The sequence below is a fragment of the Ottowia flava genome, from assembly GCF_008017535.1.
GTDB classification, from domain to species: Bacteria; Pseudomonadota; Gammaproteobacteria; order Burkholderiales; family Burkholderiaceae_C; genus Ottowia; species Ottowia flava.
The window spans coordinates 38,151-60,493 of the sequence record NZ_VRUA01000020.1 but is presented as its reverse complement, the minus strand read 5'-3'; the positions used below and the strand labels follow the sequence as shown (position 1 = coordinate 60,493).

25 protein-coding genes, 1 tRNA gene and 1 pseudogene are annotated in these 22,343 nt (G+C 68.1%); 9 read left to right on the top strand and 18 right to left on the bottom strand.

Going from position 1 to position 22,343, the window contains the following annotated elements:
- The 5 genes and pseudogenes from FVQ98_RS16535 to tilS all read right to left on the bottom strand — a co-directional run.
- Nucleotides 1-147: pseudogene (locus FVQ98_RS16535) on the bottom strand (IS5/IS1182 family transposase); the annotation flags it as partial.
- Nucleotides 148-465: 318 nt separating this feature from the next.
- Nucleotides 466-633, bottom strand: coding sequence for an integrase arm-type DNA-binding domain-containing protein (locus tag FVQ98_RS20335; RefSeq protein ID WP_370512979.1), 168 nt, complete (start codon nt 631-633; stop codon nt 466-468).
- A gap of 257 nt (nt 634-890) precedes the next feature.
- Nucleotides 891-983, bottom strand: a tRNA-Ser gene (locus FVQ98_RS16525).
- Nucleotides 984-1,011: 28 nt separating this feature from the next.
- A complete protein-coding gene (locus FVQ98_RS16520) occupies nt 1,012-2,283 on the bottom strand; it encodes an aspartate kinase (protein ID WP_147914552.1) in 1,272 nt (423 codons plus the stop codon).
- Nucleotides 2,284-2,340: 57 nt separating this feature from the next.
- Complete coding sequence (gene tilS / locus FVQ98_RS16515) at nt 2,341-3,294, bottom strand: tRNA lysidine(34) synthetase TilS (protein ID WP_147914561.1); 954 nt, start codon at nt 3,292-3,294, stop codon at nt 2,341-2,343.
- A gap of 209 nt (nt 3,295-3,503) precedes the next feature.
- On the opposite strand from tilS, the gene FVQ98_RS16510 reads away from it, so the two are divergent.
- The gene (locus tag FVQ98_RS16510) at nt 3,504-3,797 is read left to right on the top strand and encodes a YkvA family protein (protein ID WP_147914551.1); all 294 of its coding nucleotides are present in this window, start codon (nt 3,504-3,506) and stop codon (nt 3,795-3,797) included.
- 96 nt (nt 3,798-3,893) lie between these two features.
- On the opposite strand, the gene FVQ98_RS16505 is transcribed toward FVQ98_RS16510, so the two are convergent.
- From FVQ98_RS16505 to cysS, 3 genes are all read right to left on the bottom strand, one after another.
- On the bottom strand, nt 3,894-4,868 hold the full coding sequence (locus tag FVQ98_RS16505; RefSeq protein WP_147914550.1) for an acetyl-CoA carboxylase carboxyltransferase subunit alpha: 975 nt from the start codon (nt 4,866-4,868) through the stop codon (nt 3,894-3,896).
- A 67-nt stretch (nt 4,869-4,935) separates the two neighbouring features.
- Nucleotides 4,936-5,496 carry a DNA-3-methyladenine glycosylase family protein gene (locus tag FVQ98_RS16500; protein ID WP_370512978.1) on the bottom strand — a complete coding sequence of 187 codons (561 nt, stop codon included), beginning with the start codon at nt 5,494-5,496 and terminating at the stop codon, nt 4,936-4,938.
- Between the two features lie 135 nt (nt 5,497-5,631).
- Nucleotides 5,632-7,008 carry a cysteine--tRNA ligase gene (gene cysS, locus FVQ98_RS16495; protein ID WP_147914548.1) on the bottom strand — a complete coding sequence of 459 codons (1,377 nt, stop codon included), beginning with the start codon at nt 7,006-7,008 and terminating at the stop codon, nt 5,632-5,634.
- 245 nt (nt 7,009-7,253) lie between these two features.
- On the opposite strand from cysS, the gene FVQ98_RS16490 reads away from it, so the two are divergent.
- The 5 genes from FVQ98_RS16490 to FVQ98_RS16470 all read left to right on the top strand — a co-directional run bounded on the left by FVQ98_RS16490 (nt 7,254) and on the right by FVQ98_RS16470 (nt 10,832).
- Nucleotides 7,254-7,799 (top strand): tetratricopeptide repeat protein, encoded by a 546-nt coding sequence (locus FVQ98_RS16490; protein WP_147914547.1) that lies wholly within the window; start codon nt 7,254-7,256, stop codon nt 7,797-7,799.
- Nucleotides 7,800-7,887: 88 nt separating this feature from the next.
- On the top strand, nt 7,888-8,571 hold the full coding sequence (locus FVQ98_RS16485) for a peptidylprolyl isomerase (protein ID WP_147914546.1): 684 nt from the start codon (nt 7,888-7,890) through the stop codon (nt 8,569-8,571).
- An 85-nt stretch (nt 8,572-8,656) separates the two neighbouring features.
- On the top strand, nt 8,657-9,163 hold the full coding sequence (locus tag FVQ98_RS16480) for a peptidylprolyl isomerase (protein WP_147914545.1): 507 nt from the start codon (nt 8,657-8,659) through the stop codon (nt 9,161-9,163).
- A 26-nt stretch (nt 9,164-9,189) separates the two neighbouring features.
- A complete protein-coding gene (locus FVQ98_RS16475) occupies nt 9,190-9,981 on the top strand; it encodes a UDP-2,3-diacylglucosamine diphosphatase (RefSeq protein WP_147914544.1) in 792 nt (263 codons plus the stop codon).
- Between the two features lie 5 nt (nt 9,982-9,986).
- Complete coding sequence (locus FVQ98_RS16470) at nt 9,987-10,832, top strand: M90 family metallopeptidase (RefSeq protein ID WP_147914543.1); 846 nt, start codon at nt 9,987-9,989, stop codon at nt 10,830-10,832.
- An 81-nt stretch (nt 10,833-10,913) separates the two neighbouring features.
- Here the strand turns inward: FVQ98_RS16470 and FVQ98_RS16465 are convergent, their stop codons facing one another.
- The 10 genes from FVQ98_RS16465 to FVQ98_RS16420 form a co-directional block, all read right to left on the bottom strand.
- Nucleotides 10,914-12,296, bottom strand: a complete 1,383-nt coding sequence (locus tag FVQ98_RS16465; RefSeq protein ID WP_147914542.1) for an ATP-binding protein — start codon at nt 12,294-12,296, stop codon at nt 10,914-10,916.
- Nucleotides 12,297-12,299: 3 nt separating this feature from the next.
- On the bottom strand, nt 12,300-12,965 hold the full coding sequence (locus tag FVQ98_RS16460) for a winged helix-turn-helix domain-containing protein (protein ID WP_147914541.1): 666 nt from the start codon (nt 12,963-12,965) through the stop codon (nt 12,300-12,302).
- Nucleotides 12,966-12,973: 8 nt separating this feature from the next.
- On the bottom strand, nt 12,974-13,738 hold the full coding sequence (locus FVQ98_RS16455) for a cytochrome b/b6 domain-containing protein (RefSeq protein ID WP_147914540.1): 765 nt from the start codon (nt 13,736-13,738) through the stop codon (nt 12,974-12,976).
- 22 nt (nt 13,739-13,760) lie between these two features.
- A complete protein-coding gene (locus FVQ98_RS16450) occupies nt 13,761-14,276 on the bottom strand; it encodes a diheme cytochrome c (protein WP_370512977.1) in 516 nt (171 codons plus the stop codon).
- Entirely contained in the window at nt 14,273-14,686 is a 414-nt protein-coding gene (locus FVQ98_RS16445; RefSeq protein WP_147914539.1) for a DUF1924 domain-containing protein, read from the bottom strand. The genes FVQ98_RS16450 and FVQ98_RS16445 overlap by 4 nt, the downstream gene beginning before the upstream one ends.
- 170 nt (nt 14,687-14,856) lie before the next feature.
- Nucleotides 14,857-15,510, bottom strand: a complete 654-nt coding sequence (locus FVQ98_RS16440; RefSeq protein WP_147914538.1) for a DsbA family oxidoreductase — start codon at nt 15,508-15,510, stop codon at nt 14,857-14,859.
- A gap of 81 nt (nt 15,511-15,591) precedes the next feature.
- Complete coding sequence (locus FVQ98_RS16435) at nt 15,592-16,485, bottom strand: alpha/beta fold hydrolase (protein ID WP_147914537.1); 894 nt, start codon at nt 16,483-16,485, stop codon at nt 15,592-15,594.
- Nucleotides 16,482-16,946, bottom strand: a complete 465-nt coding sequence (locus FVQ98_RS16430; protein ID WP_255507828.1) for an RNA-binding S4 domain-containing protein — start codon at nt 16,944-16,946, stop codon at nt 16,482-16,484. The genes FVQ98_RS16435 and FVQ98_RS16430 overlap by 4 nt, the downstream gene beginning before the upstream one ends.
- A 15-nt stretch (nt 16,947-16,961) precedes the next feature.
- Nucleotides 16,962-18,362, bottom strand: coding sequence for a sensor histidine kinase (locus FVQ98_RS16425; RefSeq protein WP_147914536.1), 1,401 nt, complete (start codon nt 18,360-18,362; stop codon nt 16,962-16,964).
- Nucleotides 18,359-19,030: a response regulator gene (locus FVQ98_RS16420; protein WP_147914535.1), complete on the bottom strand. Its 672-nt coding sequence runs from the start codon at nt 19,028-19,030 to the stop codon at nt 18,359-18,361. Before FVQ98_RS16420 ends, FVQ98_RS16425 begins: the two co-directional genes overlap by 4 nt.
- 110 nt (nt 19,031-19,140) lie before the next feature.
- On the opposite strand from FVQ98_RS16420, the gene FVQ98_RS16415 reads away from it, so the two are divergent.
- From FVQ98_RS16415 to FVQ98_RS16405, 3 genes are all read left to right on the top strand, one after another.
- Nucleotides 19,141-20,109, top strand: coding sequence for a Bug family tripartite tricarboxylate transporter substrate binding protein (locus FVQ98_RS16415; RefSeq protein ID WP_147914534.1), 969 nt, complete (start codon nt 19,141-19,143; stop codon nt 20,107-20,109).
- 118 nt (nt 20,110-20,227) lie between these two features.
- The gene (locus FVQ98_RS16410; RefSeq protein WP_370512976.1) at nt 20,228-20,788 is read left to right on the top strand and encodes a tripartite tricarboxylate transporter TctB family protein; all 561 of its coding nucleotides are present in this window, start codon (nt 20,228-20,230) and stop codon (nt 20,786-20,788) included.
- Complete coding sequence (locus FVQ98_RS16405) at nt 20,788-22,275, top strand: tripartite tricarboxylate transporter permease (protein ID WP_147914533.1); 1,488 nt, start codon at nt 20,788-20,790, stop codon at nt 22,273-22,275. The genes FVQ98_RS16410 and FVQ98_RS16405 overlap by 1 nt, the downstream gene beginning before the upstream one ends.
- Nucleotides 22,276-22,343: the final 68 nt, after the last annotated feature.

Sequence of the window (22,343 nt, the reverse complement as noted above, 5' to 3'; positions counted from 1 at the left end):
GTACATGGCAGAGAACCTGGCGTCCATCTGGGCCAGAGCATCGTTGACCCATTGGCGGATCGGCCGCAGCGGGCGGTCGGCCGGCACAAAGCTCTCCAGCCTGACCGTGGTGAACAGCGACTCGTTGTACCCGTCTGCTCCTCGCATGCTGTGATCAATCCCTGTTTGACGACGCATCGATGATCGGTGACGGCCAGACCAAGGTCGATAGGTATTTCAACGGCCTGTTAGGCCCGCTGATATTCCGCCCGTTTAAGCCCATGCCATTTCAATCGCCATTCACCTTCGCAAGCGGTTTTCCGCTGGGTGTTTGGCGTTGCGCTGGGCTTCGCCTGCGGGCGTTGCGTGGGTATGGAGTGTTTTCGGCTTCTGGCGCTACTCCCACCAGCGCGGGCAGCTCCTCTTTTGGTAGCGCCTGGTCTGTTCTGGCGCGCCTCTCCCAACCCATCGGGTCTAACCCGTCGGTCAAGCCGATCCGCCTACGGCGGCCGGCTTACCTTGTCCGTTGGCCGCTGGCGGCACTTCGGGCTTCGGCCTGGGCTGCACGGGGTTCTGCCCGGCGCGCACCGCCCGTCGGGCGTCACGGGCCTTGTCGCGGGCATCCGACAGCCTCACGGCCGGATAGTCGCCCATGCCGATGTCCACGCCGCTCACCCACTATCAGGCGGCACACCCACAGGCGTGTACCGGCTGGAGTGATGCGCAGGTGCAGCCCTTCGGCCCCTCCCACGGCGTAGCGTCCGGGGTCACGCAGCTTCGCTACGGCTACGGCGGTCAGCTCTCGGGCAACTACATGCGCCTCGGTGCGATATGCCGCGACAGGTAAGCAAGAAAAAAGCCAAGTAGATCAACTACTTGGCTTCAATATGCGACAGTCTGAGACTGCTTGCTGGCGGAAGCGGAGGGATTCGAACCCTCGATGAGGCTCTACACCCCATACTCCCTTAGCAGGGGAGCACCTTCGGCCACTCGGTCACGCTTCCAGCAAAGAGTCGGCATTATGCCATCAACTCAGACCGATTTAGGCTCATCCAGATCGAAAGCGCGGTGCAGTGCGCGCACGGCCAGCTCCATGTACTTCTCGTCGATGACGACGGAGGTCTTGATCTCGCTGGTGGAGATCATCTGGATGTTGATGCCTTCTTCGCTCAGCACGCGGAACATCTTGCTGGCTACGCCAACGTGGCTGCGCATGCCGATTCCGACGATCGAGACCTTGCAGATCTTGGTGTCGCCCACGATGTCGGCCACGCCCAAGCCGGGCAGGACTTTCTCTTTCAGCAGGTCGACCGTGCGCGCGTAGTCGTTGCGGTTGACCGTGAAGGAGAAGTCGGTGTGGCCGTCCTTGCCGATGTTCTGGATGATGACGTCGACTTCGATGTTGGCGTCGGCCACCGTGCCCAGGATCTGGAAGGCGATGCCGGGCTTGTCCGGCACGCCCAGGATGGCAATCTTGGCTTCATCGCGGCTGAAGGCAATGCCGGAAACCACAGCTTTTTCCATTTGTTCGTCTTCCTCGAAAGTGATCAGCGTCCCGGATTGGGCCTCTTCGGTGATGTCGATGTCCCAGGGCGTGAAGCTAGACAGCACGCGCATGGGCACCTGGTATTTGCCGGCGAATTCGACCGAGCGGATCTGCAGCACCTTGCTGCCCAGGCTGGCCATCTCCAGCATCTCTTCGAAGCTGATGGAGGCCAGGCGGCGTGCCTCGGGCACGACGCGCGGGTCGGTGGTGTAGACGCCGTCTACGTCGGTGAAGATCATGGCCTCGTCGGCCTTCAGCGCCGCCGCCACGGCCACGGCCGAGGTGTCTGAGCCGCCACGACCCAGCGTGGTGATGTTGCCGGTCTCGTCCACGCCCTGGAAGCCCGTGATGATCACGACCTTGCCGGCGTTCAGGTCACCGCGCACCTTCTGGTCGTCGATGCTGTCGATGCGCGCCTTGGTGTAGGTCGCGCTGGTGCGCACCGGCACCTGCCAGCCGGCGTAGCTGACGGCGGGCACGCCTTCGGCCTGCAACGCGATGGCCAGCAGACCGACCGACACCTGTTCGCCGGTGGACGCGATCATGTCCAGCTCGCGCAGATACTCGGCGCTTTGCTTGGCGGGCGCCAGCTCTTTGGCTAGGCCGAGGAGGCGGTTGGTTTCGCCGCTCATCGCGCTGGGCACGACCACCATCTGGTGCCCGGCGCGCGCCCATTTGGCGACGCGCTTGGCGACCTGCTGGATGCGCTCGGTCGAGCCCATTGACGTGCCGCCGAATTTTTGAACGATCAATGCCATGACAGGAGAAAAACGGGTTGCGGCGCCCATCCTTCGGGCGCCAGGAAACCGACCATTTTAGCCCGCGGCGCCCGAGCGACCGGCCTGCCAGGCGAGACACTCTCCCTGGCGTCGCACCTGGCCGCTGCCGACCTTCAGCTCGATCCGGTGGCCGCGCGTGCGGCAGGCCGCGATCTGCACCTGCAGCGCCGCCAGCTGCGCCGCACTGGGCACGCTGTGGTGCGCGTGGGTCAGCCAGTGGCGCAGCGCGTTGCCCTGGCGAGCGGGCGACAGCGCCTGCAGCGCGGCGATGCGGGGCGGCACCCCGCACGCGGCCAGATCGGCCGCGGCGACCTCGTCCAGCAGGGCCTGGGCTTGCGCCGCATGCTGGGCACTGCGCGCGAAGGTGGTGCGAAATTCCGGAAACACGGCAGCCAGCGCCGGCAGCAGGCGGTGGCGCACGCGGTTGCGCGTGTAGGCGGTGTCGGCGTTGCTCGGGTCTTCGACCCAGTCGGCGCCGTGCAGGCGCAGCCAGGCGCGCAAGGCGCTGCCAGGCACCGCCAGCAAGGGCCGGCAAAACGTCAGCCCGCCGCGCTGCCAGCGCGCCGGCATGCCGGCCAGCCCGGGCAGACCGCTGCCGCGCGACAAGGCGATCAGTACCGTCTCCACCTGGTCGTCCGCGTGCTGCCCCAATACTATGGTTTTGATAGCTGCTTGCGCAGACTGCTGTAGGGCCAGCGCCTCAAAAGCCTTGTAACGGTGGTGGCGTGCCGCGGCCTCAGGGCTCTCACCCGGTTGGGCGCGAGCGTCGACGTGCGCGACCTGGAGCGGCACGCCCAAGCGGTCGCACACGGCGCGGGCCTGCGTCTCAAACCCGTCGGCGGCCGCCTGCAGGCCGTGGTGCACGTGCCAGGCGCGCACCCGCCCCGGCCAGCGCGCTGCGCAGGCCAGCAGCAAGGCCGTCGAATCGGCGCCGCCGCTGAAGCCCACCGCCAGCGGCAGCCCAGGGGCGCTGGCGGCGAAGGCGTCCATGGCCGCGTCCACTTGCTGCGCGGCGCGGGCCTCACCAGCGTCGTCGCTGGCGTCGGCGTTCAGGGGATCAGCCAAGGCAAAACGTCCTCATGGCGACAAATGTAAAGCCGTGCACCGCGGCCTTGTCATCCAGTCTGGCGTCCCCACGTTGAATGCTCGTGCGCCCCAAGCGGGGGCGCCCCTGAAATCTGTCGACGGAGGTCACGCACATGTGGAAGCTGGGTCGCCTGTGGGCCATGTTTCGCAAGGAACTGCTGATGGCGTGGGCCGTGCTGCGCGACCCGCGCGCACCGCGCGCCGCAAAGCTGGCGACGGTGCTGGCCGTGCTGTACGTGGTCAGCCCGATCGATCTGGTGTCGGACTTCATTCCGATCCTGGGCTGGCTGGACGATGGCCTGATCGCTTACCTGCTGCTGCAGGTGGCCTTCAAGTTCCTGCCGGCCGACCTCTTGGCCGCGCTGCGCGCCAAGGTGGAAACCCGGGTGCGGCCGGTCGCGCAATAAAGCGAACCACGGCCATCGCCTGCCGGCGAGGCGACCCAATCCAACAAAGAAGGGACCCGTGGGTCCCTTTTGCTTTTTTTGACCGAACGCCCAGCGTCAGTGTTCGGCCTTGGTATCGTTGAAGCGGCCGTAGCTCAGCAGCCGCTCGTAGCGGCGGTCCAGCAATTCCTTGGGCTTCAGGTCGCTGACCTGGCGCCAGGCATCGCCCAGTGCGCGCTTCAGAAAGCCGGCCATCTGGCGAGCATCGCGGTGCGCGCCGCCGACCGGTTCGCTCACGATCTTGTCGACCAGGCCCAGCGCCTTTAGGCGGTGCGCGGTGATGCCCAGGGCCTCGGCCGCTTCCTGCGCCTTGTCGCTGGTCTTCCAGAGGATGGAAGCGCACCCTTCCGGGCTGATCACCGAATAAATCGAGTACTGCAGCATCAGCACCTGGTCCGCCACCGCAATCGCCAGCGCGCCGCCCGAGCCGCCTTCGCCGATGATGGTGGTGATGATCGGCACCTCAAGCTGCGCCATCTCGTAGATGTTACGGCCTATGGCTTCCGACTGGCCGCGCTCCTCGGCGTCAATGCCTGGGAAAGCCCCCGGCGTGTCGACAAAGGTGAACACCGGCAGCTTGAACTTCTCGGCCGTCTTCATCAGCCGCAACGCCTTGCGGTAGCCCTCGGGCCGCGTCATGCCGAAGTTGCGCAGCGTGCGCTCCTTCGTGTCACGCCCTTTCTGCTGGCCCAGCACCATGCAGGCGTGGCCGTTGAAGCGCGCCAGACCGCCCACGATGCTCTTGTCGTCACCGAAATGGCGGTCGCCGTGCAACTCCTGGAAATCCGTGAAGCAGTCGCGCACGTAGTCGAGCGTGTAGGGCCGCTCCGGGTGGCGCGCGATCTTGGTGATCTGCCAGGGCGTCAGATCCGAGTAGATGTCCTTGGTGAGCTGCAGGCTTTTCTTGTCCAGCTGGTCAATCTCTTCGGAGATGTCGACCGCGCTTTCGGTCTGCACATAGCGCAATTCTTCGATCCGGTTTTCCAGCTCCGCGATGGGCTGCTCGAAATCCAGGAATGTTCGTTTGGCCAAACGTGGCTCCTTGGGTACGAAACGTCGTTCAATGTTACCGGATGCGCCAACGCGCACGCTACCGCGCTCAGTACGCGACCGGTGTCGGCTCCAGCGAGCGCCACATGTACCACGTGGCCACGCTGCGCCAGGGCGCCCAGGCGTCGGCCACTTCGCGCGCTTCACTGCGGCTGACGGGCTCGCCCGAGAAATAGTTCTGGCTGATGCCGTTGATCAGGCCCACGTCGTCCAGCGGCAGCACGTCGGGCCGCATCAGGTGGAACATCAGGAACATCTCGGCCGTCCAGCGGCCGATGCCGCGAATCGCCACCAGCTCGGCAATGATGGCCTCGTCGTCCATGGCCTGCCACTGCTTGACGTGGATGCGCTTGCTGTCGAAGTGCAGCGCCAGGTCAACCAGGTATTCGACCTTGCGCGCCGACAGCCCGGCCGCGCGCATGTCGTCCACCTTCAGCTTGAGCACGTTGGCCGGCGTCATGCGGCGCGGCAGCAGCTCGAACTTACTCCACACCGACTGCGCGGCCTTCACTGAAATCTGCTGCCCGACAATGGAGCGCGCCAGCGTGACAAAGGCGTCGCCGCGCGATTCGAGACAGGCGTCGCCAAAGCGCGGGATGAGACGCTTCATCACCCGGTCGCGCTTGGCGAGGTGGGTGCAGGCGTCAGACCAATAAGCTGGCGTAGCGATCGCAATCGCTTCCTTTTTGATAGCTGCCACCGCTTTATCCGCCTAATCCACTGGCCAATTGGGCTTGGAATGGATTCACTGCGCCGCCTCCCACGTCGTGCCCGTGGGCGAATCCTTGAGCACGATGCCAGCGGCCAGCAGCTCGGCGCGGATGCGGTCGGCTTCGGCGAAATTCTTGGTCGCCTTGGCGGTGGCGCGGGCTTCGATCTGGGCCTGGATGGCGCCATCGTCCATCCGGCTGCCGGCGCGCAGGAACACCTGTGGATCACCTTGCAGCAGCCCCAGCGTGCCGCCCAGCGCCTTCAGCAGGCCTGCCGTCCGCGGATCGCGCTGGCGATTGACTTCGGCTGCCAGGTCGAACAGCACGGCCACCGCTTCGGGTGTGCCGAAGTCCTCATCCATCGCGGCCTTGAAGCGGGCGGCGTAGGGGTTCGCCCAGTCGATGGCCACGTCGGTAACGGGTACCGCGTCCAGCGCGGTGTACAGGCGCTTGAGCGCGCTGCGCGCGTCCTGTAGATGCACGTCGCTGTAGTTCAGCGGGCTGCGGTAGTGCGCGCGCAGGATGAAAAAGCGCAGCGTTTCGGCGTCGAACTGCTGCAACACCTCGCGGATGGTGAAGAAGTTGCCCAGCGACTTCGACATCTTCTCGTTGTCGATGTTGACGAAGCCGTTGTGCATCCAGACCTTGGCCAGCGGCACGCCGTGCGCGCCCTCGCTTTGCGCGATCTCGTTTTCGTGGTGCGGAAACTGCAGGTCGGCCCCGCCGCCGTGGATGTCGAAGGTTTCGCCCAGCAGCGCGCAGCTCATGGCCGAGCATTCGATGTGCCAGCCGGGGCGGCCCCAGCCGTACTCGCTGTCCCAGCGCGCGCCTTCGGGCTCGGTCGGCTTGGCGGACTTCCACAGCACGAAATCGAGCGGGTCGGACTTGCCGTCGTTCACCGCCACACGCTCGCCTGCCTGCAACTCGTCCAGCGACTTGCCGGACAGCTTGCCGTAGCCCGGGAACTTGCGCACCGAATAGTTCACGTCGCCGTTGGGCGCCTGGTAGGCCAGACCCTTGTCCCGCAGCTGGCGCGTGATAGCCAGCATCTGCGGCACGTAGTCGGTGGCGCGCGGATCGTGCGTGGGGCGCTCGACGCCCAAGGCGTCGAAGTCGCGGTACATCGCCGCGATCATGCGGTCGGTCAACTGGCGGATGGTTTCGCCGTTTTCCTGCGCGCGCCGGATGATCTTGTCTTCAATGTCGGTGATGTTGCGCACAAAGGTCACACGCAAGCCGCTGGCCTTGAGCCAGCGCTGCGCCACGTCGAAAGCCACCGCCGAGCGCGCATGGCCGATATGGCACAGGTCGTAGACCGTCATGCCGCACACGTACATGCGGACATGGCCGGGTTCGATTGGAGAAAAGTCTTCCAGCGCACGCGACAGCGTGTTGTAGATGCGCAAGCTCATCGAGGCGGTTCAGGAAATCGAGGGGGCGGCGAGGCGTCGGTCGGCGGGAGCGTACGGGCCCTCGGAGGTGGCGGTCCAGTCGCGGTAGCAGCCGCCAAACCCAAGTTGCCGGAGGCGATGCGGCTGCGGGACAGCACCCCAACGCCGCGTGGCTACAATGGCCCGCAGTATAGACGCGCCCCCGGATTCGTCCAGCGCCCGCACCCCCTCAAATCGGTGTCGGCGCGCGACTGCCACCCTCGCCCATGACATTGCGCCCCCCCATTTTCCAGCGTTGCCGCCGCGTGGCCCTCGGCTTTCTGCTTGGCGCCGGACTGGCGCTGGCGGGCACGGCCGCGCTGGCGGACGAGTACGCCGAAGTGCAGAAGCTCCAGCAGAGCGGCCAGACCGCCGCCGCCATGGAACGCGCCGACAAGTACATTGCCGCCAACCCGCGCGACCCGCAGATGCGCTTCATCAAGTCGGGGCTGCTGTCCGCGCAGGGCAAGTCGGCCGAGGCCGAAGAACTGCTGGTCAACCTCACGCGCGACTACCCCGAATTGCCTGAGCCCTGGAACAACCTGGCCGTGCTGTACGCCAGCCAAGGGCAGCTGGACAAGGCCGAGCAGGCCCTGGAATCGTCCCTGCGCATCAACCCCGCCTACGCCACCGCGCTGGAAAACCTGGGCGACGTGCGCGTGCGCCAAGCCGCCGACGCCTACCGCCGCGCGCGGGTGGTCGATGCGCGCAATGCCCGGCTGGCGCCCAAGATCGACGGTCTGCAGCGCGTGCTGGCGGACAGCGCCAAGTAACGAAATTTGAACGCGCGGGCGTGCGGGAACTTGCGTCGGCCCGTGGCGCACCAAATCCTTTTCGTTCCTGACTCAGGAGTTTGCATCGATGTTTCTGTCTAGAAGAACACTGGCCCGCACCGCCGTTGCCTTGGGCGCCGTGGCTGCGCTGGGCACCGCGCTGCCCGCCTTCGCCGCCGACCCTCGTGTGAAATTTGTCACCAGCGAAGGCGATTTCGTGATCGAGGTGTACCCGGACAAGGCGCCCAAGACGGTCGCCAACTTCCTGCAGTACGTCAAGGACAAGCACTACGACGGCACGATCTTCCACCGCGTGATCAAGAGCTTCATGGTGCAGGGCGGCGGCTTCGACAAGGACTACAAGCAAAAGCCGACGCGCGCGCCGGTGCAGCACGAAGGCCGTGAAGCCGTGGCCAAGGGCCTCAAGAACGTGACGGGCAGCGTGGCCATGGCCCGCACCGGCGACCCCAATTCGGCCACCTCGCAGTTCTTCATCAACGTGGTGGACAACGCGCGGCTGGACCCGGTCATCATCCCGCCGGGCGACCCGGTGCCCAAGTTCGAATACATGGGCCAGACCTACGAGAAGGTGCCGCGCGCCAACCTCGAGAATCACCCGCAGCTGTTTGGCTACACCGTGTTCGGCAAGGTGGTGAGCGGCATGGACACCGTCGAGAAGATCCGCAACGCGCCCACCGGTCCAGGCGGCCCTTTCCCGACCGATGCGCCCCAGAAGATGGTGGTGATCCAGTCCGCCACGCTGGTCAAATAAACCTGCGGGCGTTTGTGCCCAAGGCCCGCGCGCTACAGTGCGGGCACTCATTTTTTGTCCTGAACCTGTAGAAAGCTTTAAGCCCATGGCCAATCCCCAAGTAGAACTGCACATCGCCGGTCGCGGCGTCATCACGCTGGAGCTGGACGAGGCCAAAGCGCCCAAGTCGGTGGCCAACTTCCTGAACTACGTGAAAAGCGGCCACTACGACAACACCGTGTTCCACCGCGTTATCCCTGGCTTCATGGTCCAGGGCGGCGGCTTCAAGCCCGGCATGGACCAGAAGCCTACCCAGGCGCCGATCACCAACGAAGCCGACAACGGCCTGAAGAACGACAACTACACCGTGGCGATGGCGCGCACCAGCGACCCGCACTCGGCCTCTGCGCAGTTCTTCATCAACGTGGCCAACAACGACTTCCTGAACTTCAAGGCCCCCACGGCCCAAGGCTGGGGCTACGCCGTGTTCGGCAAGGTCGTGAAGGGCCAGGACGTGGTCGACGCCATCAAGACCGTGGCCACTGGCCGCAAGGGCTTTCACGACGACGTGCCGAAAGAAGACGTGGTGATCGAAAAGGCCGTGGTGGTCTGACCGCTACCGTCGCCGCAGTCGCACCCATGACGACCGTGCCCCCGTTCGGCGTGCTGACCGCGCCCCCGGACTGGCGCACGGTCGATTTCATTTCCGACCTGCACCTCATGCCCGAGGAGCCGGCCACCTTCGCCGCGTGGTCGCTCTTCATGGCCGAATCGCCGGCCGACGCCATCTTCATCCTCGGCGACTTGTTCGAAGCCTGGATCGGCGACGACGCCGCCCTGCCCGGCAGCTTTGATGGCGAATGCGCCCAGGTGCTGGACCGCACGGCCGCGCGCGTGCCGGTCTACTTCATGCACGGCAACCGCGACTTCCTGGTCGGCGCGCCCTTTTTGGCCGAGTTGGGCGTGCAGCTGCTGTCCGACCCGACGGTGCTGGACTGGGCCGGCCGACGCACGCTGCTGACCCATGGCGACCTGCTGTGCACCGAGGACGTGGCCTACCAGCAGTTCCGGCGCGAAGTGCGCAGCGACGCCTGGCAGCGCGCCGTGCTGGCGCGCCCCCTGGCCGAGCGCCAGGTGATGGCGCAGCAGATGCGCGCGCAAAGCATGGCCGCGCAAGCCCAGGGTGTGGTCTACACCGACATCGACGCGCCGCTCGCGCGCGCATGGCTCGCGGCCGCAGACGCCCGCACCCTGATCCACGGCCACATTCACCGCCCCGGCGACCATGTGCTGGGCCACGGCGCCGACGGCCAGCCGCTGACCCAGGTGGTGTTGAGCGACTGGCACATCGCCGGCAGCGACCACCGGGCGCAGGTGCTGCGCCTTTCGTCGGACGGCCAACTTGAGCGGATCGACCTTGGCCCCATGTGACGGCCATGGTCCTGCAAACCCTCAACCGCTGGCTGCGCCGCGCCAGTGGCCAAGCCCTCCCGATCCCCGATGCGCTGTGGCAGTCCACGCTGGCGCGCTACGCGTTTCTGGCACGCCTGACCGCCGCTGAACAGGCGCGCCTGCGCGTCATCACCGGGCATTTTCTCGACCGCAAGGAATTCACCGGCGCGCATGGCCTGGAAGTGACCGATGCCATGGCGCTGGACGTGGCCGCGCAGGCCTGCCTGCCGCTGCTGCACCTGGGCCAGCCCGACGCGCCGGAAGACGCCCTGCGCTGGTACGACGACTTTGTCGGCATCGTCATGCACCCCGACGCCGCCGTGGCGCGTCGCCAGACCATGGACGGCGCCGGCGTGATGCACCACTACGATGAAGTGCTGTCGGGCGAAGCCATGCACCGCGGCCCGGTGATGCTGAGTTGGCCCGCGGTGCAAGGCGCCGGCCAGGCGGGGCAGCACGGCGGCTACAGCGTGGTGATCCACGAATTCGTGCACAAGATGGACATGCAAGGGGGTGGCGCGGACGGTGCGCCGCCGCTGCCGCGCGGCTTCATGGGCGCACGCAGCGCCCGCGAGGCCGCACGCCACTGGGCCGATACCTGGGCACCCGCCTACGAGCGCTTTCGCGAAGAGGTGATCATGGCCGAGCGCTTCGGTGCGCCCGCGCCCTGGCTGGACGCCTACGGCGCCAGTGCGCCAGCCGAATTCTTCGCCGTGGCCTGCGAAGCGCACTTCGTGGAGCCCGAGCGTTTCGCCTACGAGTTTCCTGCGCTGAGCGCTGCCCTGCGCGCATTTTTTAAACAGAATCAGGCGCCAGCGCTTTCTGCATAAGCGCAAGCAGCTACTGTTTTAATAGTAATTTGACGGGCAGGCTGAGCGCGTTGTGCGCTCAGAAACCGCTCACTCCGCGCGTCAACCGCGCAGCGCCGGCCAGCGCACCTGCACGCGCAGGCCACCCAGCGCCGGGCTGCGGTCGACCTGCACATCCAGCTCGTACAGGCGCGCCAGCCGCCGCACGATCGACCAGCCCAACCCGCTGCCGGCCTGCCCCGTGCCGAGCACCCGAAAGAAGCGATCGCCCAGGCGCTGCAGGTCGGCGTCGGACAGTCCCGGGCCGCTGTCTTCCACCGTCAACACAGCGCCGCTCATGGCCGTCGCGGCCGCCACCTGCACCGCCACTTGCGCGCCCTCCGGGCTGTAGCGCGAGGCGTTGTCGAGCAGGTTGCGCAGCAGCACGGTCAGCAGCGTGGCGTTGATCGTCACCGGCACGCGCGCGTTTGGCCGCTCCAGTGTCACGTGCTGGACACGCGCACGGGTCTGTGGCTCGCACTCTGCGACCTGCTCGGCGGCCACTGCGCCCAAGTCGGCCTCGGCGACAGGTGCGGCGCGGGCCCCGGGGTCGGCGCTGTCGCTCTCGAGGCGCGCCAGTTGCAGCAGCTGTTCGACCACCCGCGTCGCACGGTCGCAACCGGCCACGGTGGCGTCCAGTGCCACACGGCGTTCCGCGTCGTCGGTGGCACCTCGTGCCACCTGGGCCTGCATGCGAATCGCGGCGATCGGTGTGCGCAGTTCGTGCGCGGCGTCGGATGTGAAGCGCCGTTCGCTCGCCAGCACCTCGGTCATGCGGCCGAACAGGCCATTGAGCGCCCGCACCAGCGGCCGCACTTCCGGCGGCGCCTGGGCTTCCGGCAGCGCGGCCAGCGCCTGCGGGCGCCGGGTGGCGACGCTGGTGCTCAGCTCGCGCAAGGGGCGCAGCGCCTGGCGCACGCTCCAGATCACCCCGGCCGCCAGCAGCGGCAGCGCCAGCAGCAAGGGCACCAGCGTGCCGCGCAGGCTGCCCAGCAGCACATGGCGGCGCGCCGACTGGTGCTCACCGACGTAGATCACGTCCTTGACGCGCCCGCCCTCGCTGCGCTCAGCGGTGAAGACCCGCCAACGCAGCCCATCGAGCACCTGGTCCGACAGGCCGGGCTGAGCGCCAGGCGCCAGCGGCGTGTCCGGCGCGTCGGCCGAGCGCGCGCGCAGGCGGCCCTTGTGCCAGATCTGGAAGGCCACGCGCGACTGGTACTTGTGCAGCAGGACCGGCGCCTGCACCTGCACATCGGTCTTGTCGTCTTCCAGTTCACCCGTAGCCAGCAGCGCCGCGGTCTGGGCCAGGTGCGCGTCCAGCAGCTCGTACAGCTCATGCTGGGTGACGAACCACGCCACACCGGCCGTGACCAGCCAGACCGCCAGCACGAAGCCCAGCACCATGGCGACCAGGCGCTGGGTCAGGGTCAGCGGGCGGCGCGGCATTGCTTAGGCGGTGCCCCGTCGCGCCACGTAGCCGACGCCACGCACGGTCTCGATCACGCCCGCACCCAGTTTGCGGCGCAGGTTGTGCACGTGCACTTCCACCGCATTGCTGCTGACTTCGCTGCCCCACTTGTAGATGTGCTGCTCCAGCTGCTCGCGCGTCAGCACCCGGTCGGGGTTGAGCATGAAGACCTGCAGCAGGTCGAACTCGCGGCCCGACAGCTCGATGCGCTCGTCGCCCACCCAGACCTGCCGCGCGGCCGGGTCCAGCCGCAGCGCGCCCAGCGTCAGCTGCGTGGTCGGCTGGCCATGGGCGCGCCGCACCAGCGCGCGCAGGCGCGCCGCCAGCTCGCCCAGATCGACCGGCTTGACCAGGTAGTCGTCCGCCCCGGTGTCCAGGCCCTGGATGCGCGCGTCGATGGCGTCGCGGGCGGTCAGCACCAGCACCGGCGTGTGCACGCCCTGGGCGCGCACCGCGCGCAGCGTGTCCATGCCGTCCTGGCGCGGCAGGCCAAGGTCCAGCACCGCCGCCTGGTGGCTGGCGGTGAGCAGCTCGCGCTCGGCCGCCACGCCATCGCGCACCCAATCAACGGCAAAGCCGTGCTGCGCCAGCCCGGCGCGCAGCCCGGAGCCCAGCAGGTCGTCGTCTTCAGCCAGCAGGATGCGCATCGGGTGGTTCAGTCCTCGTCATCGTCGTCATGCGCCGCATCGTACGCCGGCTGGGCGGTGTGCGCGCCGGGCAGCGCCGCGTCCGGCGCGGTGTGCCACTGCCAGCCCCAAAACGCGAGCACCGAGGCCAGCACTGCCCCCGCCACCGCGCGGTGGGGCTGGCGCACCAGGTCCGGCCCGGCGCCCGGCAGGCGGCCGGTGACCATGGGCGCCACCAGATTGCGGCGGCGCTGCAGGCTGACGACGCCGACCAGCACCAGGTGCGCGAGCAACGCCGCCAGCATCAGGTTGGCCAGCAACTCGTGCAGCCCTTCCAGCGCGTCGGCCAGCCGGTCACCGCCCCATTCGTTGTAACTGGCGTACCCGCTCAGCCCCAGCGGCAACATCAGGGCCAGCAGCGCGGCGATCGAGCCGGCCAGCAGCAGGTTCTGCCCCAGCCGCCAGTTGACGTGACCGCGCACCGCCGCGCGCACCCATTCGCGCAACCCGGCCGCGCGGCGCCACAGCGGCTTCAGCCGTGCGGGCGTCGGTCCCCAGAGGCCCCACGCCAGGCGCGCCGCACCCAGACCGACCAGCGTGTAGCCAAGCGTCACGTGCACCAGCCGCCAACGCTCGCCGTCGCCGGTCAGGTAGGCGCCGATGAAGCACAGCGCCATCAGCCAGTGCAGCGCGCGCGTGGGCGCATCGACCACCCTTCGATAGGCGCGTTTTGAGGCTGCAGCGCTTTCTGGTTGTGCGCCAGCAGCTATTGCTTTGGAAGCATTCATGTTCATGTGTGTGTCCTCGGTGCCATCGTCATTTCGGCACGCGCACGGCGTCGTCGTCGAAGTCGCTGCGCTCCGCGCCCGGGTGGCAGGCCATGCAGTTCGCCGCGCTGCGGATGCTGGCGCGCCGCCACGTGGCCGGGGCAATCTCGTCGTGCTTGCGCGCAAACCACTCGCTGCGCGTGATGCGGTCGTCGGGCGGTGGCGGCTCGGCGCGCACGCGCTTGCTGGTGCCGGCGTGCGTCTGCAGCCACTCGCTCAGTTGACGCACCGTGGCCTCGTCGATAGACGCGTCGCTGCCGTAATGCTCGTCCAGCCGCCCCATCATTCGCCGCCACGACGCGGCCGGCAGCAGGCCCGGCGGGTAGGCCATGTGGCAGCCGGCACATTCCTGCACGTAGGCGCGCGGCAGCGGCACGGCCAGGCGGCGGTGATCGTCGGCGTGGGCCGCTGCGGGCCACAGGGCGGCGCCCATCAGCGCCATCGCGAGCCAGGTGGCGACCCCCAACTTGCCACGGCGAGCGGCAGGGAAACGGGTGGCGCTCATGGCTTCAGGCTCCGCAGGTAGGCCAGCAGGTCCGCCTTTTCCGGCGCCGTGCATTCGCGGGCAAAGACGTCCTTGCAGTTGCGGCGAAACCATTTGTCCACCTTCGCCACATCGGTGAAACGCGCGCTGTTGAAGGCGGGCGCCAGTGCGTCGATGCGCTTGCCCGTGCTGGCGTGGCGCGACGCGCTGGTGGGCGGGCGCCCGTGGCAGGACGCGCAGCTCAAATCGCGCCCAGCTTCGGTGATGAACAGCTTCTGGCCGCGCGCCACGTCGCCAGGCGCACCGGCCACGGCTTCCCAGCGCAGCTGTTCGGCGGCAGCGCTGGTCGCCTGCGCCCAGGCGGCCTGCCACGGCGCGAAGGCAGCGGCCAGCCACAGGCCGACGCTGACTTTCCCCACTGAAAACGACATCTCGACTCCTTGTGTGCATCGGCCATGTGCCGACAAGGAGATCGTCGAAATCGCGCCTGAAGTAGCGCTTAAGTTTTCAGATCAATTGCTATACAAAGCGTAGCTGTCTGCGCTTGTCTACCGCCGGTTTCAGGCCTGATTTCCTTGAAACACCCGCTTGTTGCGCCAGATCAAACGCCCGCCGCAATCTGTCGCAGCGCCTGCTCGAACACCTCGGGCGGCTGACCGCCGGAGATCAGATGGCGGTCGTTGATCACCACCGCCGGCACCGACTGGATGCCGGCTTGCTGCCAGAAAGCTTCGGCCTGACGCACGTCGTCAGCGTAGGCGTTGCTGGCCAGCACTTCGCGCGCCTGCGCGACATCCAGCCCCGCCCGCGCCACGGCATCCAGCAGCACATCGTCCTGCTCCACCGCCTCACCGCGGCCGTGGTAGGCCTCCAGCAGCGCACGCTTGAGCGCCAGTTGCTGCGCCTCGCCCTGCAGCCCCGCCCAATGCAGCAGGTGGTGCGCATTGAAGGTGTTGTAGATGCGCCCTCGCCCAGCCGGGTTGAAGGCAAACCCCACGGCGGCACCGCGTTCGGTGATGGCCGCGCGGTTCTTGGCGAACTGCTCAGGCGTGCCGCCGTACTTGCGCTGCAGGTGTTCGTCGATGTCCTCCCCGCCGGGCGCCATGTCGGGGTTCAGCTCGAAGGGCTGGAAATGCAGCGTGGCCTGCACCGCGTCGGCGCTGTTGGCCAACGCCTGTTGCAGCGACGCCAGGCCGACCGCGCACCAGGGGCAGGCAACGTCGGAGACGAAATCGATCTTGAGTGGGGTGGGCATGGCATCTCCTGACAAGCGAGTGTTGATACGGTTTTGATAGCTGCTCGTGCAATCAGCTGTAGGGGCACAAGCCGATCGAATTCAAATTTCCAGCACGGCATGCAACGCAGCGTCAAACGCCTCCGGCGCCTCGAACTGCACCCAGTGGCCTGCCCCCTCGATCAGTTGCAGGCCACGAAATTCGGGGGCGGCCTGGGCCAGCGCGTCGCGCAGTTGCGCGTGGTGGCCGCGGTACAGCACGTCGTGCGCGCTGTAGATGGCGTGCACGGGGCAAGTCACCTGCGGCAGGGCGCGCGCCAGCGCGTCGGTGTGCGCGAGTCGGCGGCGCGGCAGGCGGTCGCGCACCACATTGGCGATGTGCACTTCCAGCGCCAGCCCGTCGATCAGGTCGTGGTCGTGCAGCATCAGCACGCCCAGGTTGTGGCGGTGGACGTCGGCCTGCTCCTGCGCGGCTTTCAGGTGGCGCCAGGCCTTCAGCTCGAACTGCCGCTCTTTCACCACGCCCATGGCGGGCGCGCCGACCAGCACCAGGCGGCGCGCCAACGCCGGGTGCTCGGCCAGCAGCAGGCCCGCGGTCAGCCCGCCGAAGGAGAAGCCCACCAGGTCGACCGGCTGATCGCCCGTCAGCAGGCGCAGGCTGGCTGCCAATGGGGCCACCATGGCGTCGGCGTCGGTGCCGTCTTCGGGTGGGTCCGAATCGCCAAAGCCCGGCAGGTCGACCGCCAGCACGCGCCGGCCCGCGTCCAGCAGCGGCACGATGTTCTTGACCCAGTGCGTCCAGCTGCCGCTGCCGCCGTGAAACAGCACGACCGGCGGCTCGCCCGCCGCAGGCACGTCCGGCGCCCAGTGGTGCCAGACGATGTGGCGGCCGCTGCTGGCATCGCCGATCGGCGTGGTGCGGCGCTGGCCCTGGGCCAACCGGGTGCGCTGCGTCAATGGCAGCAACGAGGGCAATTCGGGCGCGATGTCGGTCATCGGGGCGGGTTCTCTCGGTCGTCCAGCGCGGCGCTCCAGCGCTCGTTCCAGTCGCCCTGGCGCTGGGCGTCCAGCGCACGGCGGTCGCGCTTGGTCGGGCGGCCCAGGGCAATGGCGTGGGCCGGCTCGGGCGCGATGCGGCGCGTGGCGGCCGCGGCTTCGCGCGCGGCCACGCTGTCGGGGGTTTCTTCGTAGAGCTGCTGCGCGACGGGCGCCGGGCCACGCTGCAGGCTCAAGGCGCGCACCACGACCTCGCGCACCACCAGGCCCTGGCGCAGCGTGACGGTGTCGCCGGGCTTCACCTCGCGCGACGGCTTGACGTCGGCGCCGCCGACCTGCACGCGGCCGCGGTCAATCTCCTGCACAGCGAGCGCGCGCGTCTTGTAGAAGCGGGCAGCCCACAGCCATTTGTCCAGGCGCATGGCGCGCATGTCGGCAGCAGCGGCAGATTCAGAACGCATTCAGGCAACAACAACTCACAGCGGCAGCGTGGCGATGGCATCCAGCCCCGTCACGCGCCCATTTTGCCTGCGCATGCGCAACTCCACACGCCCGCCCAGGCTTTGCACGATCTCCTGACAGATCGCCAGCCCCAGGCCCGTGCCGGAGCCGCCTTCACCGGCGCTGAAGGGCTGGAACAGGCGCGCTGCCAGCGCGGGCTCGATCCCGGGTCCGCTGTCGCTCACCGTCAGGCAGGCCTGCCCGTCGGCCTGCGCCAGCCGAATGGCCAGCAGACCGCCGCGCGGCGAATGGCGCACCGCGTTGTGCAGCAGGTTGCGCGTCAGCTCGCGCAGCATCCATTCGTGCGCCCGCAGCACGACCGGCTCGGCCTGCAGCTCGAAGTCCAGCCCGCGCTCGGCGATCAGCGGCGCCAGGTCCAGGGCCACGTCGCGCACCACGGCGTCGAAGTCCGCGGTCACCGGTTCGGCCTGTTGGCGCACCTGCGCCACCTTGGCCAGCGCCAGCATCTGGTTGGCCAGGCGCGTGGCGCGGTCGACCGTGTCCTCGATCTCGGCCAGCGCCTGGGCGGGCGGCACGTCGCCGCGCCGTGCCGACTGGACCTGCGCCTTGAGCACCGCCAGCGGGGTGCGCAGCTGGTGCGAGGCGTCGCGCACGAAGCGCTGCTGGCTGGCCAGCATTTCGCCGTGGCGGCGCATGTGCTGGTTGGTGGCGGCGATCAGCGGCTGCAGCTCGCGCGGCGCGGCTGGCGCGGCAATGGGGCGCAGGTCGTCCTCGGGGCGGTCCCGCAGTTCGTGGCTGAGCTGGCGCACCGGCCGCGTGGCACGTTGCACCACCCAGATCACGGTGCCGGCGATCAGCGCGATCAGCGCCGCCTGCCGCGCCAGGGTGTTCCACAAGATGCTGCGCGCCAGCGCGTGGCGGATTTCCAGTGTCTCCGCCACTTGCACCACCGCCACCGCGCGCCCGCGTGTGCTGGCCACCGGCTGCAGCAGCACCGCCATGCGCACCGGTTCGCCCCGGAAACTGCTGTCGTAGAAGTCCACCAGTGCGGCGTAGGGCGGCTGCATGGGAATCTCTCCGCGCCACATCGGCAGGTCGTCGTAGCCCGACAGCAGCACGCCCTGGCGGGTGGATATGCGGTAGGCCATGCGGCTGTGCAGATCGGCTTCGAAGGCCTCCAGCACCGCCGACGGCACCGCCGCCTGCAGACGCGCCGCGTCCCCCTCGCCCTGCACGTCGATCCAGTCGCCCAGGCTCTTGGCCGACGCCAACAGCGTGCGGTCGTACGCGGTGTGCAGGGCGCCCAGCGCCTGGCGGTACAGGCTCCAGGTGTTGAAACCGACGATCAGCACCAGCGGAATCAGAATGCCCGCCAACAGCTGGCGCCGCAGGGAACGCGTGCGCGCCCCTTTCATGCCGTCGCCCGCAGCAGGTAGCCCAGGCCGCGCAGCGTGATCAGCTCGACGCCGGTGTCGACCAATTTGCGGCGCAGGCGGTACGCCAAGACCTCGATGGCTTCGTAGCGCACCTCGGCTTCGCCGGGAAACACCTGCTCGAACAGCCGCTCCTTGGTCACGGCGTGGCCGGGGCGTGCCAGCAGCGCGCAGACCAGCGCCAGCTCGCGCGGCGTCAGCTCCAGCGGCGCGTCGTCCATGTAGATGGCGCCGCCGGCGCGGTCGTGCCGCAGGCGGCCAAAGCGCACGTCGCCGCCTTGCAGCGCGGGTGCGGATCGCCGCACCAGGGCGCGCAGGCGCGCTTCCAGCTCGTCCAGATCAAAAGGCTTGGCCAGGTAGTCGTCGGCGCCCGCGTTCAGGCCCAGCACCCGGTCGCCGACCGAGCCGCGTGCGGTCAGGATCAGCACCGGCGTGCCCAATCCCTGGGCGCGCGCCTGCGCCAGCACTTGCAGGCCATCCAGGCGCGGCAGCGACAAGTCCAGCACCACGGCGTCGGGCGTGGCGGCGGCCCAGCGTTGCAGCGCGATCACGCCGTCGTCTGCGACCGCAACAGCAAAGCCCCGGCGCGTCAGCGTGCGCTCCAGCGTGGCTTGCAGCGCGGGGTCGTCTTCCACCACCAGGAGCTTCATGCGTCAAACGATAACCCAGCGCCGCCTAGGGGTAAGTCCCGAGGCGCCGGACAGCCAAATGACAGCCCGCACTTTCATCATGGCGTCATCTTCACCAAGGACAGATTGCCATGCGTCGAGACACCTTCCTCAAATCCCTGGCCGCCCTGGCCGCCACCGGCGCCCTGCCTGCCGCCTGGGCGCAGGCCGGTGCCAACCTCAAGATGCTGATCCCCGCCAACCCGGGTGGCGGCTGGGACACCACTGGCCGCGCCTTGGGCAAGGCCATGCTGGACGCCAAGCAGGCCGGCACCGTCACCTACGACAACAAGGGCGGCGCCGCCGGCGCGCTGGGCCTGGCGCCGTTCCTGGCCGGTGCCAAGGGTGACCCCAACCAGCTGATGGTGATGGGCGCGGTGATGTTGGGCGGGCTGATCACATCCAAGTCGCCGTTGAACCTGATGCAGGCCACGCCGCTGGCGCGCCTGACGACCGAATACAACGTGTTCGTCCTGCCCGCCAATTCGCCCTTCAAGACCATGGCCGACGTGGTCGCCCAGCTCAAGAAAGACCCGGGCAGCGTGAAGTGGGGCGGCGGGTCGCGCGGCGCGACCGAACACATCGCCGCGGCCATGATCGCGCGTGAAGCCGGCGTGGACCCGGCGAAGATCAACTACGTCGCCTTCCGTGGCGGCGGCGAGGCGACGGCGGCCATCCTGGGTGGCAACGTCACCGTGGGTGGCTCGGGCATGAGCGAGTTCGCCGAATACATCAAGAGCGGCAAGATGAAGGCCGTCGCCGTCACCAGCGGCCAACGCCTGGCCAGCGAGAAGGACATCCCGACGCTGAAGGAGCAAGGCATCAACGTCGAGATCGGCAACTGGCGCGGCGTGTTCGGCGGCCCCGGTATCACCCCGGCGCAGCGCAAGGGCCTGATCGACGCGCTGGTCGCCACCACCAAGTCCGCGTCGTGGCAGGAAGCGCTCAAGAAGAACGACTGGACGCCCGCCGTGATGACCGGCGACGAGTTCAGCAAGTTCGTCGACAGCGAATTCGCCAGCCTGCGCGCCATCATGGCCAAGTCGGGCATGATCAGCTGATTCAAGCCTTTTCCGGCTCTGGCCCTACAGCCACCTGCGCGGCCAGCTATAAAAACATGAGTCATCAGCGAAGGATGGCGCGGCACCCGGCCCGCCTTCGCCTGCAGGAGACAAGCCCATGAGCAGCCCGCAACCCAACCTGCCGCTGGACATGCGGCCCGACCACCCGCCGCCTGCGCACCCGTCGCGCCAGACGCTGATGTGGGAGACGCTGGTCAGCGCCGCCATCATCGCCGTCGGCGCGGCCATGGCCTGGGGCGCGGTCGGCATTCCGTCCGAAGCCGGCTACGGCGGCGTCGGCGCCAACTTTCTGCCCTGGGTGGTGGCCGTCGCGCTGATGGTCTGCGGGGGTGTGCTGCTGTGGCATGCGCGCACCGGCGGCTACCGCGAGATGGAGGAAGTGCCCGGCGACGAGCGGCCCGACTGGATCGGCTTCGTCTGGGTGTCGGCCGGGCTGCTGCTGAACGCGGCGCTGCTGCCCTGGCTGGGCTTCATCCTCGGCTGCGCGCTGAGCTACGTGCTGGCGGTGCAGGGCCTCAAGCGCGCCTTCGGCAAGCCGCACAACACCTGGGTCGTCGACGCGCTGACCGGCATCGCCATCGCCGCGCCGGTGTACTGGCTGTTCGGCCAGTTCCTGGCCATCAACCTGCCGGGCCTGACCAACACGGGGTGGCTGTGATGGACACCTTTAACCTTTTGCTGCAAGGCTTTGGCACAGCCTTCACGCTGGCCAACCTGCTGTGGGCGCTGTTCGGCTGCGCGCTGGGCACCGCCGTGGGCGTGCTGCCGGGCATCGGCCCCGCGACCACGGTGGCCATGCTGCTGCCGATCACGGCCAAGGTGGACATCACCGCGTCGATGATCTTCTTTGCCGGCATCTACTACGGCGCGATGTACGGCGGCTCGACCACCTCCATCCTGCTGAACACGCCGGGCGAAACCGCCAGCATGGTCACGGCCATGGAAGGCAACAAGATGGCCAAGAGCGGGCGCGCCGGCCAGGCGCTGGCCACGGCGGCGATCGGCTCGTTCGTGGCCGGCTCCATCGCCACGGTGGTCGTCACGCTGTTCGCGCCCGTGGTGGCGGACTACGCCGTCAAGCTCGGCCCGCCGGAATACTTCCTGCTGATGGTGCTGGCCTTCACCACCGTCAGCGCGGTGCTGGGCAAGAGCACGGTGCGCGGGCTCACCGCCCTGTTCATCGGCCTCGCCGTCGGCCTGATCGGCATGGACCAGATCAGCGGCCAGCCGCGCTACACCGGCGGCAAGCCCGAGTTTCTGGACGGCATCGAGATCGTGCTGGTCGCGGTCGGCCTGTTCGCCGTGGCCGAGGTGCTGCACGCCGTGCTGTTCGAAGGCAAGGTCAAGGAGACGCAGAACAAGCTCAGCCGCGTGCACATGGACCGCCGCGACTGGCGCCGCAGCATCCCGGCCTGGCTGCGCGGCACAGCGATTGGCGCGCCGTTTGGTTGCATCCCCGCGGGTGGCACGGAAATCCCCACCTTCCTCAGCTACGCGACCGAGAAAAAGCTGGCCAAGGGCGAAGACCAGGCCGAATTCGGCACCACCGGCGCCATCGAAGGCGTGGCCGGCCCCGAAGCGGCCAACAACGCCACCGTGACCACCGCCCTCATCCCGCTGCTGACGCTGGGCATCCCCACCAGCAACACCACCGCCATCCTGCTGGGCGCGTTCCAGAACTACGGCATCCAGCCCGGGCCGCAGCTGTTTGCCACGAGTGCTGCGCTGGTGTGGGCGCTGATCGCGTCGCTCTACATCGGCAACCTGATGCTGCTGGTGCTGAACCTGCCGCTGGTCGGCATGTGGGTCAAGCTGCTGAAGATCCCCAAGCCGCAGCTGTACGCCGGCATCCTGATCTTCGCCACCGTCGGCGCCTACGGCATGCGCCAGAGCACGTTCGACCTGTTCCTGCTCTACGTCATCGGCGCCATCGGCGTGGTGATGCGGCGCTTCGACTTCCCCACCGCACCGGTCGTGGTCGGCATGATCCTGGGCCCGCTGGCCGAAGCGCAGCTGCGCAACGCCATGTCCATTGGCGAAAACAAATGGACGGTGTTCATCGACCGCCCGGTGTCGATCGTGCTGCTGATCGTCATCGCCGCCGTGCTGGTGCTGCCGCGGGTGCTGAAGAAGCGCGCTGCGTAAACAGCGGGCGGCGGGCGCTGTTTAAAAAAAGGGCCGACCACGGCCCCTTTATGCTATGGATAACCTAG